This is a genomic window from Vreelandella aquamarina (assembly GCF_044805175.1).
Taxonomy (GTDB): domain Bacteria; phylum Pseudomonadota; class Gammaproteobacteria; order Pseudomonadales; family Halomonadaceae; genus Vreelandella; species Vreelandella aquamarina_B.
In genome coordinates this window covers 1,727,676-1,742,098 of the sequence record NZ_CP085232.1, presented here as the reverse complement: position 1 = coordinate 1,742,098, position 14,423 = coordinate 1,727,676, and the positions used below count along the sequence as shown (strand labels likewise).

The window sequence follows — 14,423 nt, the reverse complement described above, 5'->3', positions numbered from 1 at the left end:
AACGTCATATGCACATTTACAATACGCTGACACGCCGCAAAGAGCCTTTTAGCCCACTGGTTGCTGGCAAAGTCAGCATGTATGTCTGCGGCATGACGGTGTATGACTACTGCCACCTTGGCCATGCCAGGGTCATGGTGGCTTTTGATGTGATTACCCGCTACCTGCGCCATCGTGGCTATGACGTGACCTACGTGCGCAATATCACAGACATCGACGATAAAATCCTCAAGCGTGCCGACGAGAATGGGGAAACCATCAGCGCACTCACCGAGCGCATGATTGACGCCATGCATGAGGACGAGGCGCGTTTGAATGTGTTGCCGCCCAGCCAGGAACCTCGTGCCACGGGGCATATTGGCGATATTATCGCCATGATTGAAACGCTGATTGAGAAGGGCTTTGCCTACGCAGCGGAAAACGGCGATGTGTATTATCGGGTACGCAAATTCACCGACTACGGCAAGCTGAATAATCGCCAGTTGGATGAGATGCGTTCTGGAGCGCGGGTTGAAGTGGATGTGCACAAAGAGGACCCGCTGGACTTTGTGCTGTGGAAAGCAGCCAAGCCTGGTGAAGCCCACTGGCACTCCCCCTGGGGAGAGGGGCGTCCGGGTTGGCATATCGAGTGTTCCGCGATGTCAACCTGCTGCCTGGGCGACACCTTCGATATCCATGGTGGCGGGCCGGACTTAACCTTCCCGCACCATGAAAACGAAATTGCCCAATCCGAGGCCGCTACGGGGAAAACCTACGTCAATACCTGGATGCACGCTGGCGCTGTGCGTGTGAACCAGGAAAAGATGTCGAAGTCGCTGGGCAACTTCTTCACTATCCGCGATGTGCTGGCCGAGCACGACCCGGAAGTGGTGCGCTATCTATTGGTAGCAAGCCACTACCGCAGTGCGATTAACTACTCGGTGGACTCGTTGGTCGAGGCGCGCAAGTCGCTGACGCGTTTCTATACGGCGCTGGAAGGTGTTAACGCCGATGAGCAGGCAGCGCCCAGTAGTGTGACGGAGCGCTTTATGGCGGCGATGGATGATGATTTCAACACGCCGGAAGCGTTGGCTGCGCTATTTGACTTGGCCCGTGACCTCAATCGTGCGAAAAGCGACCAGCCTGACGAGGCGCCCCGCTTGGCAGGTGAGCTGAAACGCTTAGCTGGGGTGTTGGGGCTATTACAGCAAACGCCTCAAACGTTCCTGAAAGGCACTCAGCAGCAGGTGGCGCTGAGCGAAGCGGAGATCGAAGCTAAGATAGCCGAGCGCCAAGCTGCAAAAGCCAACAAAGATTTTGCCCAGGCAGACGCCATTCGTGATGAATTAGCAGCCCTTGGCATTGTCCTGAAAGACTCCCGAGAAGGAACTACTTGGGTGATTGAAGCGCCTTAATCGTTGTAAAAAGTCAGGTGCCGTAAATGCGGCGTCTGACTTCAACGCAGTTGGCTCTTATACTCAAGCGATACACCCAAGACGCTTATTAAAAAGGATGACAACATGCGCTCCTTGCTGAAACCTACCCTTGCTGTGTGCATTTCTGCGGTAACACTCTCAACAATGGCACTCTCAACGGCGAGTGCGAGCGACCCGGTCGTGGTCTCTTCTAAGATTGATACTGAAGGCTCTGTGCTGGGTGAGCTGATTATTCAGACGTTAGAGCGCAACGGCATTCCCACGGAGGATCGTCTCCAGCTTGGGGGGACCAGCGTGGTACGTAGTGCCCTTCAGGCAGGCGAAATTGACCTGTACCCGGAGTACACAGGTAACGGTGCCTTCTTCTTTGATATGACCGATAGCCCGGTGTGGAACAGTGCTGAAGATGCCTATCAAACTGTCAGCGAGCGCGATGCCGAGCAAGGCTTGATCTGGCTTCAGCCTGCCAGCGCCAACAACACTTGGGCGATGAGTATTCGCCAAGATGTGGCCGAAGCCAATCACTTAGCCACGCTAGAGGACTTGGCCGCTTATTTGGCAGAGGGTGGAGAGTTTAAATTCGCCGCCAGCGCTGAGTTTGTGGAGTCAGCCCAGGCGTTACCTGCTTTTCAAGAAGCTTATGGCTTTGAGCTAAGCGACGATCAGCTGCTGGTACTCTCCGGTGGTAATACGGCTGCAACGATGCGCGCGGCGGCGCAGCAAACAAGCGGTGTTAATGGTGCCATGACCTACGGTACCGATGGTGGGTTAAACGCCTTAGGCCTTGTGGTGCTAGAGGACTCCAAAGGCGTTCAGCCTGTCTATCAACCGGCCCCAGTGGTGCGTGAAGCGGTGCTGGATGCCTACCCAGAGATGGAAACGTTGCTAAACGACGTGTTCGCCACGCTCGACCTGGTTACCCTGCAAAAGCTAAACGCCGATGTCGCGGTAAACGGTTTCTCGCCGGACCAGGTAGCCAGTGATTACCTTGATAGCCTGGATGACTAATGAATGTCGTTAATCGACGCGTTGCCATCGTCCACTTTCAGCCGACGATCATGGCGCCCGAATGTTGTGCTGCTATGCCTTAGCGGCACCATGCTGGCAGCTGCTTGGCTGTTAAGCCTCGTTAGCGTAGCGCCTAATCGCATTGTAAACGGCACGTCCTACGGCATCCTCGCTGCTATTGGCTGGCCGGGTGCTGTCCTTGTGTCGTTGCTTTTTATAGGGATTGCTTTCTTCGCCGCGGTGCCTAGTACCCGCCACTACCTTGCGATTCTGGGCATTATAGTACTAACGCTGCTATTAATGCCGTTTGGCCTCATGGTGGCAGGGCACTGGCTAGTTGACCCCTCCTTACCACAAGCGCGGCTGGGTGTCGGGGCCGCCTACTGGACGGTGCTCTTTGTCCTGCTGCTGTGCCTTGTAGAGCTACGCCTGCGGCTAGGCCTCTCACGGTGGTGGACCACGCTGCTGCTTGTTGGTATTGGTTTCGCGTGGTGGGGCTGTGCCGCGCTGTGGTTGGATAGCCTTGCTCTAGTGCAAGAATTCCAGGCCCGAAAGGCACAGTTTTATCAGGCGGTAGGGCAGCATATTGTGCTGGTGAGCACCGCGGTTGGGGTAAGCGTCGTGCTGGGCATGCTATTGGCAATGCTGATGCGCCGTTATCAGCGTCTGCAAAAAGTCGCCTTCGCGCTGCTTAACTTTCTGCAAACTATCCCAAGTTTAGCGCTATTTGGCCTGTTACTGGCTCCTCTAGCATGGCTTGCCGAACATGTTCCGGTGCTGGCGGCGCTGGGTGTCAGCGGTATTGGCAATGCACCGGCGCTGATTGCTCTGATTGCTTATAGCCTGCTACCCATGGTGCGTAATACCTATATTGCGCTAGAAGAGGTCAGCGCTGAAACGCTGGAGGCGGCCAAGGCCATGGGAATGCGCAATGGGCAGCGATTTTGGCAGGTGCGCTTTCCGCTAGCGCTACCTGTGCTGTTAGAAGGCGTGCGTATTACAGCAGTTCAGGCGGTTGGGCTAACGGCGGTGGCGGCGCTCATTGGAGCGGGTGGTTTGGGAACGTTTATTTTTCAAGGATTGGGTCAGGCTGCTATGGATATGGTGCTATTGGGTGCGCTGCCCATTTTAATCCTAGCGCTGATCGTCGATGCGGGTTTAGGGGCGTTAGCGGAGGCGCTGCGCCCTGGAGGACAGGAATGATAGAGCTTTCCCACGTTTCCAAACGCTTTGGTGATGACACGGCGGTCGATGACATAACGCTGCGGGTTGCGAAAGGAAAGTTCTGTGCGCTGGTGGGTACGTCGGGATGCGGTAAATCAACCACGCTGCGTATGATCAACCGGCTGATTGAGCATACCAGCGGTGAGATTATTCTGGATGGCCAAGCCATCGAGCAGTACGACCCGGTTAAACTGCGCCAGCGGATCGGCTATGTGATCCAGAGTACCGGCCTTTTCCCCCACTGGAGCGTTTCCCGCAATATTGGTTTGGTACCAAAACTGTTGAAATGGCCTGCGGCTGAGATCACCGCCCGTGTGGAGGAACTGATGGGTGTGCTCGGCCTGCCGGTAGCTGAATTCGCCCACAAGTACCCCCATCAGCTTTCGGGTGGGCAGGCGCAGCGGGTGGGGGTAGCGCGTGCGTTGGCCGCTGACCCTGATATTTTATTGATGGATGAGCCTTTTGGCGCACTGGACCCGATTACCCGCGACAAACTCCAGGATGAGCTGGCTAAATTACAGTCACGGCTACATAAAACGATTGTGTTTGTGACTCACGATATGGACGAAGCACTCAAACTAGCTGACCACCTAGTCGTTATGCGGGAAGGACGGATTGTGCAGCAAGGCACTCCGTTGGCGCTGTTACAACACCCCGCCGACCCGTTTGTGGAGTCGCTGCTAGGGGGGCTTGAGCGCGGTTTGAAACAGGCAGCGCTGACTCGTGTGAAGGATCACATGACATCGCTAGGCCCCACACTGCCCGCCCAGTCACGGATCCCTGGTGATTTCACACTACGTCAGGCGCTTTCCATGATGCTGCGGGATCACTCCGACCGCTTAACCGTGGTGGATCAAAATGACGTGCCGATTGGCGAACTGTCGTTGCGCCGCATCGTTAAAGAGGCGCAGTTGGATAAGGTGAACCAACGTGACGCTTAATCGCCAACCCACTTTGCCTAACGCACCAAAGCCCCAGTGGATTTGGCCGTTGGCTTGGGCTGCATTACTGCTGCTTAGCCTGGTAGGGATGACGGCCCTTGAAGGCGTGTTTCGTTGGATCGAGCCTGATGCGCGTCAAGTGATCTACGACCGCGCTGCGTTTTCCACGCTATTAGGCCGTCATATGCTGGTTGTGGGCGTGGCCGCGTTGGTAACAGTGACGATAGGCGTGCTGGCAGGGGTTGCCGTGACGCGTGAGCGGGGGCGTGATTTTTTACCGCTGGTAGGGCAGTTGGCTTCACTGGGACAAACATTTCCCCCTGTTGCAGTGCTGGCGCTGGCGGTGCCGGTATTAGGGTTTGGTACGCTACCCATTATGGTGGCGCTGATGCTCTACGGTCTGTTGCCGATTGTACGCAACACGCTTGCTGGTATTAACGATGTCGATCCGACCATTAAGCAGTCTGCCCAGGCCATGGGGATGACCCCGGGGCAAGTGTTGCGCCAGGTGGAGTTGCCTTTGGCGGCCCCTGTCATTCTAGCGGGGGTGCGCACTTCCGTAACGATCAATATTGCCACGGCGGCGCTCGGTGCCACTGTGGGTGCCAGCAACCTTGGCGATCCCATTATTGCCGGTATCGTTAATGGCAATATGGCCTATGTACTGCAAGGTGCGCTATTGATCGCACTGCTGGCGCTAAGCATCGATAGTGCCTTTAACGTCTATCAGCAGCGGCTTCGCCAGCGCCTTTCTGCGTCTTAAGTTGAATCCCTAAAACCGCCGTACTGAGTTACTGTCCACGTGTTGCGTTGACCCTTGCTAGATAAATCCACTGGCATAAACGGTCATCACCGACAACACTGCCCTCAAAAGGGGTAATACAAGGACAATAATGATGACTCATTACGTACACCAGCCGTCCTTTATGACCGGCGATGAATTCTCCATTGAAACCTTCAGCCTGCTGAACCCCGAAGGGGAGCTCTATGAAGGTGCCGAGGAACCCCCGCTAACCCGTGACCATGCCCGCAGGCTGTACCATGCCATGCTGGCTACGCGTATTCTCGATGAGCGTATGATGGCCGCTCAGCGCCAGGGGCGGCTTAGCTTCTATATGCAGTGCACCGGTGAGGAAGCCGCTGTGGTGGGTGCCGCCGCTGCGCTGGATGACGCCGATATGATCATGGCCCAGTATCGCGAGCAGGGCGCCTTGATGTATCGCGGCTTCTCTATTGATGAGTTCATGAATCAGCTGTTTGGCAATGAGCTTGATTACGGTAAGGGCCGCCAAATGCCGATTCACTACGGCTCCCGTAAGCTGCACTACATGACCATCTCTTCCCCTCTGGCGACCCAGATTCCCCAAGCCACCGGCTACGCCTACGGTCAAAAACTTGCCGGTGAAGGCCACTGCACGCTGACCTTTTTTGGCGAAGGGGCCGCTTCGGAAGGCGACTTCCACGCCGCGCTGAATATGGCCTCGGTGCATCAGGTGCCGGTGATTTTTTTCTGTCGCAATAATGGCTATGCCATCTCTACGCCTGCTACAGAACAGTTCGCCGCTGATGGCATCGCCCCCCGCGCCTTTGGTTACCACATGCACGTGATTCGTGTAGATGGCAACGATGCTCTAGCGGTCTATGAAGCCACCCGCCAGGCACGAAAAATCGCCGTTGAGCAGAATCAACCGGTGCTAATTGAAGCGATGTCCTACCGCTTGGCTGCCCACTCATCTTCGGATGACCCTTCAGGCTATCGCGCTAAAAGCGAAGAAGAGGCGTGGCGCGTGAAAGATCCACTGCTGCGTATGCAGCGCTGGATGGCCAAAAAAGGCTGGTGGAGCGATGAGGAAGAGGCCAGCCAACAAGAGAGCCTGCGCCGCGAAGTGCTGGAAACCATGAAGCGTGCCGAAAAACGCCCGTCGCCGCCACTGGAGTCGCTGATCAGCGATGTCTATGCCGATGTGACCCCTGCGCTACAGCGCCAGCTGGATCAGTTAACGCGTCATATACGCCGCTACCCAGATGCCTACCCGCGAGGTGCAAAATCGCTAGACCTGACGCTTTCGTCAGCCGCTGATAACCAGGGAGACGCGTAAAATGACCACCATGAACATGCTTCAGGCGATCAATAACGCCCTGGATATCGCCATGGCAGAAGATGAAAAAGTGATCTGCTTTGGTGAAGACGTGGGTGTGTTTGGCGGGGTTTTCCGTGCCACTAGCCACTTGCAGGAAAAGTACGGTAAAGCGCGCTGTTTTAATACGCCGCTGGTAGAGCAGGGCATCATTGGCTTTGCCAACGGGCTGGCAGCGCAAGGTTCGGTGCCCGTCGCTGAAATACAGTTCGCGGACTACATTTTCCCCGCGTTTGATCAGATCGTTAACGAGACCGCTAAATTCCGCTACCGCTCTGGGGACCTCTTCAATGTAGGTGGCCTTACCATTCGCACGCCCTATGGTGGCGGCATTTCCGGCGGCTTATATCACTCCCAATCACCCGAAGCGTACTTCACCCACACCCCCGGTTTAAAAGTGGTGGTACCGCGTAACCCTTACCAAGCCAAGGGGCTGCTATTAGCGGCTATCCGTGACCCGGACCCCGTGCTGTTTTTAGAGCCAAAACGACTCTACCGCGCCGCCGTGGGCGATGTGCCTGATGAGGATTACCAGCTGCCGATTGGTGAAGCAGAGGTGGTGCGAGAGGGTACTGATATCACGCTGGTAGGCTGGGGCGCGCAGATGGAAGTGATCAGCAAAGCCGCCGAGCTTGCCGAAGAGCAGGGCATTGCCTGCGAGGTGATTGACCTACGCTCATTACTGCCCTGGGATGTGGATACTGTTGCAGAGTCGGTGTTCAAAACCGGCCGCATGATTGTCAGCCATGAAGCGCCGCTCACCGGTGGCTTTGCTGGTGAAATTGCCGCGACGATACAGGAGCGCTGTTTTCTCTATCTGGAATCGCCGATTACTCGGGTCACCGGTCTGGATACGCCTTTCCCGCTTGTGCTGGAGAAAGAGTACCTGCCTGACCACCTGAAAATTTTTGAAGCGATTCGCGAAAGCGTGAACTTTTAGCGCCAGGAGAACAGCCATGAGTGATTTTTTACTGCCGGATATCGGTGAAGGTATCGTTGAGTGTGAAGTAGTGGAGTGGCGAGTTGCCGAAGGCGACGCCATTGAAGAGGACCAGCCGATTGTCGAGGTTATGACCGACAAAGCGCTGGTCGAGATTACCGCGCCGGAAGCCGGTACAGTGACCAAGCTTTATGTGGCACAAGGGCAAATCGCCAAGGTGCACGCGCCGCTGTACGCCTACCAAATCGCAGGACAACCGAGCAGCGAAACCACCGCTGAGCAAACGCCATCGGTAGCATCGGGAGAATCGGTAGATAGTAGCGAAACGGCTGCTGATGAACGTGCCTCGGATAGCCAACCGCCTAACAGCCAAGTAGTTTCCTCTACTGCTACAGGAAAAGTGCCTGCAAGCCCGGCGGTACGACGGTTAGTGCGTGAACACAACCTAACGCTGACGGACATTCCGGGCAGTGGCAAGGATGGTCGAGTGCTGAAAGAGGATGTGCTGGCACACCTGAACGCTCCTTCTGTGTCTACCCAGCAAGCCCCTGCTTCCGTGCCTGCGTCTACGTCTGGTATGCAACCTGCCAAGGTAGAACCGCTGCGCGGCGTCCGTGCTGTGATGGCGAAGCGCATGGTAGAAGCCGCTAGCACTATTCCTCATTTCCACTACGGCGAAGAGATTGATGTCACTGAACTGCTGGCGCTGCGCGGGCGGCTCAAGCCGCAGGTAGAAGCGCAGGGCGAACGGCTCACGCTGATGCCTTTCTTTATGAAAGCAATGGCGTTAGCTGTGGCTGAAACGCCCATCCTCAACGCGCAGTTGAATAGCGCGGCCGACGAGCTGCACTACTACTCACAGTGCAATATCGGCATGGCAGTGGATAGCAAAGCGGGGCTTTTGGTACCTAATGTGAAAGGCGTGGAGCGCTTAACGCTGTTTGAGATCGCCAAAGAGGTCGGCAGGCTAACCCATGCTGCCCGGGAAGGTCGCGTGGACCAAGCGGATCTGAAAGGCGGCACCATTAGTATCTCCAATATCGGCGCGCTAGGGGGAACGTATGCTGCGCCGATTATTAACGCGCCGGAAGCCGCCATTGTGGCCATAGGCAAAACCCAGTGGCTGCCGCGCTTTGATGAGCAAGGGGCCGTTCAGCGGCGGGCTATTATGACGGTCACTTGGGCGGGCGATCACCGCTTTATTGATGGTGGCACCATCGCCCGTTTCTGCAACGCTTGGAAAGGGTATTTGGAAGCCCCAGAAGCCATGCTTCTGCGTATGGCATAGAGATCGAGCACCCCGTGATCAATCAAATGTAGGTTAACCTGCTATGAGCCAGGCACCGCTGCAGCAGTTTTACATACCTGAAGAGCAGTCGGTCTACCTGCTGAGTCATCACGATGCCCGCAAGCTTAAAGACTGGGTGGCGCTGTGCCAGTCTCAGCTTGCCCAGCTTGGCTATTCGGATATTGAGCTGGTAGGTAAGGGAGCTTACGGCTTTGTGTTTGCGGGTAGTGCCTGGCAGCAGGGGGGCATGGCGCACTATGTGTTCAAGTTTTCAAGAATCACGCTGCCTACCCACTTACAAGAGCGCCTCGAAGAGGAGGCGTTTATGCTTGACCAGGTGTCACACCCTCGTATTCCTAAACTTATCACCTACCAGCGCGCCCGCGGCCAGTCGATTCTGGTCATGGAGCGTGCGGCAGGCTGGAACCTGGAGCAGGTCTCGCTTAAACAAGGGCGGCTCTCGCCTCGTTTGATTGTGCGTATTGCCGCGCAACTGGCAGATATTCTGCTGGCGCTGCGCCGTGAAAACGGCCCTAACGCACGTCCGGTAGTTCATGGAGATATCAAACCCTCTAACTTGGTGTTTAACGCGGCCAGTGAATCCATCGCGCTGATTGACTGGGGCTCGTCGGTGTTTGCACAGTTGGATGAAACGCTGCAGTTCGTTGGGGCTAACGTGATGGAGCTGATGTCTGACAACCTTCAGCAAACCAACGCCCGACTGGGCGATGTCTACTTCATCGGTGAAGAGCAGCTTAACGGAGCACTCTCATCGCCACGGTTCGATGAGCAAGGCGCAGCAGGCACGCTCTATGCGCTAGCCTCAGCTCAATCCTGCCGTTTTGGTCATCGAGCGATTCCGGCAAGTTCCCTGGGTTTACCCATCGAGTTCGCCCGCACCCTGGATGGCATGTTGGACCCCGACCCGCATATCCGCCGCAAGGCGGGGGACCACTTCATCCGTGAAATGCCACGTATGGCAAAGCTAGTGATGATTGACCTGCCAAGCACACCCCAAATGCCACTGGTGCCCGTATGGGGAAAAGGCCAGCATCGCTCGGCCAACCAAGAGATTGATACCGTTGTTTACAGTTCAAGAAAGGCGTTTTTACGGGAAGCGAATGCCGAAGAGACGCTTAATGACGTGAACGATGTCCAGCTAGATCGCTACTACAAACAGTTTATGCAGGGCATGGGAGAAACCGAAAAAGCCTTCCTGGCATCGGTGAGCCGATTGGGCAAATACCCTGTAGTAGGCGGTTTAGCGGTGCGCTGGGAGCGGGAAGGGGTGTATATCGATTCGTCGCTGAACCTACATGACCCAGCCCTGAAACCTGCGTTTATTGAAGCGGTGAACAACATGGTGCACTTGGCCCGGGCGATTCATCGCCAGGGGGTGTTTAAAAGCTGTCTGTTCAATGCCCGCCAAACCCTGCATTTAGAGCGCGCCAGCCCAGAGGAGGCGTTTCACTGCCAGCCCAATATGGCAATTAATTACGAGGTGAGTGCCGTGCCGGAAATGGAGGACCGCACCCGGCAGCACAGCTACTTTGAAGATGGCCCAGACCCAGAAGAGCTATTGGTGCTGCCGGATACCATTATGCAAACGCTCCAGCGGCTCAATGAGATCCACCATACTGGTATGATCATCTTTGAAGCGCTACCTAAACATCTTAAAATCCATAGCTACTACCGGCTGCTTGACCCCCAGCGCGAGCAGGAGTTTCGTAGCTTGCTGAGCCGCATGCTGGACGCTGTCAGCCAAATTGAAGGGCTGGGCGTGTCGGGGTTTATGAAGATGCCCTACAAAGACACGCGCTTTTTCACCCACCTGGAGCGGCAGCCGGAGCACTTTTACCCCAAAGACCCAAAAGAGTACCTTAGAAAGTGCTCCCTACCTTCACCGCAGCGTTAGGGGCCACGCTCAATCGCGCGCATGGGTAGCTAACCAGCTTGCCAACTGCTCGGTTAAGCGGTCGGTGGCGCTACCAAAAGCGTTCACCACGTCCGGTATTTCCTTGCTAGTAGCACGCTCCCTAATAGCAAAGCTGGTGGATGCCACTGGTTGTTGGTCGGCACCGACTAATTGAACGTCTAGCTGTAGGTTAACGCTTGGCGGCGTGGTGTTGTCGTACTCGCTCTGAAAATGGCGCAGTGCGCTCAAAAGCCGTAAATCGTGGGGGAGGCGGTCACTGCTTACATTGGCGAACAGCTTGCGCTGTTGCAGCCCGGCAATAAGCTGGGTTTGTAGCATATCTGGCGCATCTTCATGCCAGCGAGCGCCTTCATAGACGTTCACCACATTGCCTTCGGGAAATACCACAATACGGTTGCTGCTTAACAGGTGGCCTGCTTCCGGCGTGGCGATACCCAGCCGAACTGGCAGCGTGGTGGTGCTGCGGGTGCTCTGCACCGTTGCGGCAGGCAAGCGATACAGTGTCGCTGGCGTGTTCTCCGGTAAAATAGAGCAGCCTGGCAGCGCTAAGAGAGCGCTTAGCAGAAAGCCGATACATAAAGAGTGCGTTTTCATGGGCGGAACTCCTCTACCTGGTCGCGGCCCAGCAAAAAGTCCGTTGGGTTCTCTTCAAGTTCTCGAGTAATACGATCCAGGGTAGCGAGCGTCGATCGCAATGCGGCAAGGGCTGGGGCTATGTCGCGGGTGCTTTGTAGAGCGCCTTCTACGGCGTCCGCATTATCATTCACCAACTGTTCTATACGTTGGGCAGCGCTGGCGACATCGCGGCTGGCGTGCTCTGCGCTCAGCATTACCTGCTGACCCTCTTGGCTCAATAGGCGGTTTGCCTCCTGGCTAAGCGCTTCAATGCTTTCAAGTGTCGTCGTGGCTTGGCGCGATACATTGCTAAATAACGCCATATTTTCATCCAAGGCCGACTGTTGGGAAGCAATCATTTCCGTGATTTGGGCAATATTGGTCAGAATAGTAGCAGCCTGCTTGCGATTGTCGTTGTCAAAAAGCTCGTTCACGTTTTGCAGAATGGCGTTAAGGTTCTGAACCATCTCTTCACCCTCGTCAAACAGCGTAGCAATAGGCGACGGGTCGGCACGGATAAAGGGAGCCTCGTCGCTGTTTTGCGCCAGCAGGCGTGGGCTTTCCGGTGTGCCGCCGTATAGTTGCACTGACATGCTTCCGGTAATGCTGGCAAACGCCAGTTTGGCGCGTGTATCCACTTTGATGGGTGTATCTTCATACACACGAATGCGGGTAATCACCTGCCGTGGGTCGTCGGGATTCAGCGAAAGCTCGGTGACATCCCCCACCTCAATGCCGTTGTACTGCACTTTGCTGCCCACCGAGAGGCCGCTCACGCTGCGTTCAAAAAGAATATGGTAAGGCTGATAGTCGCGTTGGCCAGCGGCATAGCTCATCCAGAGCGCAAACAGCAGGGCGGCGGTGGCCGTTAACACGGTAAACAAGCCGATGAGTACATGGTGTGCGCGGGTTTCCATATGCGTCACTCCTGGGAGGGTGTTATGCCTGCAGCGCGCTGGGCGGCGCGCCCACGCGGGCCATTAAAGTAATCCTGTACCCACTCATCGTCGGTTGTGGCGACATTCTCAAGGGTATCGACCACCAGTACACGCTTTTGCGACAGCACGGCGACGCGGTCGCAGGTCGCGTACAGGGTATCGAGGTCATGGGTGACCAAAAAAACGCTAAAGCCAAGTGCATTGCGTAGCGTGACCAGCAGCTGGTCAAACGCGGCGGCGCCGATGGGGTCTAGCCCAGCGGTAGGCTCGTCTAAAAACAAAATATCCGGGTCCAGGGCAAGTGCCCTGGCAAGCGCGGCGCGTTTCACCATGCCGCCGGAGAGCGATTCTGGAAATTGCCGTGCGGCGTGAGGGGATAGGCCCACCAGCGAGAGTTTGATGCGCGCCAGATACTCAGCCTCCTCACGAGGCAGCTTCGCGTGCTCGATGAGCGGCAGCGCAACGTTTTCTTGCAGGTTAAGCGAGCTAAATAGTGCTCCGCGTTGAAACAGTACCCCAAAGCGCCGCTCGACTTGGCTGCGTTGAGAGCCACTTAGCTCATTTAGCCGCTGGCCGAGTACCTCCACGATACCGCCGTTGGGCTGCTTTAAGCCTACAATACTGCGTAGTAGCACTGACTTTCCCGTGCCAGAGCCGCCGACCACGCCAAGAATTTCTCCTCGGTTAAGGGTCAAGTCCAGCCTCTCGTGCACCACGTTATCGCCAAAGCGATTCACCAGCCCCTGTACACGAATGACCGCCTCGTGGCTGGCATCCCTTTGTGTCGTCTCTGCGCTTGTGTCTATCACCAGCCCATCTCCATAAAAAAGAGCGCCGCTAAGGCATCTATCAGGATCACCATAAAGATGGACTGCACCACGCTTGACGTGGTGTGTGCGCCTACCGATTGGGCGCTGCCGCTGACTTTAAACCCTTCCAGGCATCCAATCACGGCAATCACAAAGGCAAACACCGGCGCTTTACTCAAGCCAACAAGGAAGTGAGTGACTGACACTTCTTTTTGTAGTGTGGTCATAAACTGGCTAACAGAAATATCCAGCGATAGAGTAGCCACGACTGCTCCGCCAAATAGACCGCTCAGCATGCCCACAAAGGCCAGTAGAGGAAGGCTAATCAGCATCGCCATTACCCGGGGAAGTACCAGCAGCTCGATAGGGTCTAGCCCCAGAGTTTTCAGGGCGTCAATCTCTTCGTTGGACTTCATTGCGCCGAGCTGGGCGGTAAAGGCGCTGGCGGTGCGGCCTGCCAATAGAATAGCGGCCAAGAGCACACCAAATTCGCGCAGAAATGAAAACGCCACCAGATCAATGGTGTAAATCGTTGCCCCAAAATCCTGCAGTACGGTGGCCCCTAAAAACGCCACCACGGCACCCACCATAAAGGTTAATAGAGCAACGATAGGCACCGCGTTCAGGCCGCTTTGATGAATATGTGCGACGGTCGCGGTGAGACGCCAGTGGTGGGGGCGAAGAAGCAGTGAAGCAAAAGTGGCGAGCACTAGGCCGATAAAGGCCAATAGCTGGCGCTGCTGCAACCACAGTGCGATCATTTGCTGGCCAAGCGCCGCTAGGGCTTCGGTGGCTCGGCTGGGCCGCGGTGGCGTACTCTCCTGCGGCGCCTCCATTGCTTCCGCAATACGCATCAGCAGCGCTTGCTGGGTGTGGGGGAGGTGGCTTGACCAATCGCCAATCTGTTTGGCTTTCTCAACACCAATGAACTCAACGACCAGCGTAGCGCCAGCGGTATCCAATCCTTCAAAGCCGGGCAGCGACACCGGCGCCGAGCCTAGCTTGCCATGTTGGTGTAGAGCGCGTCTTAGTTCAGCATAGTGGCGTAGTGTCCATTCGCCATGTAACGAGACGTGCTCGCCCTCCTGAGTGATCCACTCGTTTGGCATCCCTGCTCCCCATTGCCTGCATATGACAGTGAAGATCTATGATGCAGTCAAACGGGGGTTAG

Annotated in this window: 13 protein-coding genes; 9 read left to right on the top strand and 4 right to left on the bottom strand. The window is 56.0% G+C overall.

Features of this window, described 5'->3' with window-relative positions; all coding sequences use genetic code 11:
* Positions 1-8: 8 nt before the first annotated feature.
* From cysS to LG300_RS08240, 9 genes are all read left to right on the top strand, one after another.
* The gene (cysS, locus tag LG300_RS08280; RefSeq protein WP_404377916.1) at positions 9-1,394 is read left to right on the top strand and encodes a cysteine--tRNA ligase; all 1,386 of its coding nucleotides are present in this window, start codon (positions 9-11) and stop codon (positions 1,392-1,394) included.
* Between the two features lie 105 nt (positions 1,395-1,499).
* On the top strand, positions 1,500-2,423 hold the full coding sequence (locus LG300_RS08275) for an ABC transporter substrate-binding protein (protein WP_404377915.1): 924 nt from the start codon (positions 1,500-1,502) through the stop codon (positions 2,421-2,423).
* A gap of 3 nt (positions 2,424-2,426) precedes the next feature.
* Positions 2,427-3,626 (top strand): ABC transporter permease, encoded by a 1,200-nt coding sequence (locus LG300_RS08270; protein ID WP_404377914.1) that lies wholly within the window; start codon positions 2,427-2,429, stop codon positions 3,624-3,626.
* On the top strand, positions 3,623-4,588 hold the full coding sequence (locus LG300_RS08265) for an ABC transporter ATP-binding protein (protein WP_404377913.1): 966 nt from the start codon (positions 3,623-3,625) through the stop codon (positions 4,586-4,588). Before LG300_RS08270 ends, LG300_RS08265 begins: the two co-directional genes overlap by 4 nt.
* Positions 4,578-5,351, top strand: coding sequence for an ABC transporter permease (locus tag LG300_RS08260; RefSeq protein WP_404377912.1), 774 nt, complete (start codon positions 4,578-4,580; stop codon positions 5,349-5,351). The genes LG300_RS08265 and LG300_RS08260 overlap by 11 nt, the downstream gene beginning before the upstream one ends.
* Before the next feature lie 133 nt (positions 5,352-5,484).
* Positions 5,485-6,687 carry a thiamine pyrophosphate-dependent dehydrogenase E1 component subunit alpha gene (locus LG300_RS08255; protein WP_404378012.1) on the top strand — a complete coding sequence of 401 codons (1,203 nt, stop codon included), beginning with the start codon at positions 5,485-5,487 and terminating at the stop codon, positions 6,685-6,687.
* A 1-nt stretch (position 6,688) separates the two neighbouring features.
* Positions 6,689-7,666, top strand: a complete 978-nt coding sequence (locus LG300_RS08250; protein ID WP_404377911.1) for an alpha-ketoacid dehydrogenase subunit beta — start codon at positions 6,689-6,691, stop codon at positions 7,664-7,666.
* A gap of 16 nt (positions 7,667-7,682) precedes the next feature.
* A complete protein-coding gene (locus tag LG300_RS08245) occupies positions 7,683-8,954 on the top strand; it encodes a 2-oxo acid dehydrogenase subunit E2 (RefSeq protein WP_404377910.1) in 1,272 nt (423 codons plus the stop codon).
* A gap of 43 nt (positions 8,955-8,997) precedes the next feature.
* A complete protein-coding gene (locus tag LG300_RS08240) occupies positions 8,998-10,869 on the top strand; it encodes a protein kinase (RefSeq protein ID WP_404377909.1) in 1,872 nt (623 codons plus the stop codon).
* A 9-nt stretch (positions 10,870-10,878) separates the two neighbouring features.
* On the opposite strand, the gene LG300_RS08235 is transcribed toward LG300_RS08240, so the two are convergent.
* The 4 genes from LG300_RS08235 to LG300_RS08220 are packed head-to-tail and all read right to left on the bottom strand — an operon-like array spanning position 10,879 to position 14,361.
* Positions 10,879-11,484 carry an ABC-type transport auxiliary lipoprotein family protein gene (locus LG300_RS08235; RefSeq protein ID WP_404377908.1) on the bottom strand — a complete coding sequence of 202 codons (606 nt, stop codon included), beginning with the start codon at positions 11,482-11,484 and terminating at the stop codon, positions 10,879-10,881.
* Positions 11,481-12,422: an MlaD family protein gene (locus LG300_RS08230; RefSeq protein WP_404377907.1), complete on the bottom strand. Its 942-nt coding sequence runs from the start codon at positions 12,420-12,422 to the stop codon at positions 11,481-11,483. The genes LG300_RS08235 and LG300_RS08230 overlap by 4 nt, the downstream gene beginning before the upstream one ends.
* Positions 12,423-12,427: 5 nt before the next feature.
* Entirely contained in the window at positions 12,428-13,249 is an 822-nt protein-coding gene (locus tag LG300_RS08225) for an ABC transporter ATP-binding protein (RefSeq protein ID WP_404378011.1), read from the bottom strand.
* Entirely contained in the window at positions 13,249-14,361 is a 1,113-nt protein-coding gene (locus LG300_RS08220) for an MlaE family ABC transporter permease (protein WP_404377906.1), read from the bottom strand. Before LG300_RS08220 ends, LG300_RS08225 begins: the two co-directional genes overlap by 1 nt.
* Positions 14,362-14,423: the final 62 nt, after the last annotated feature.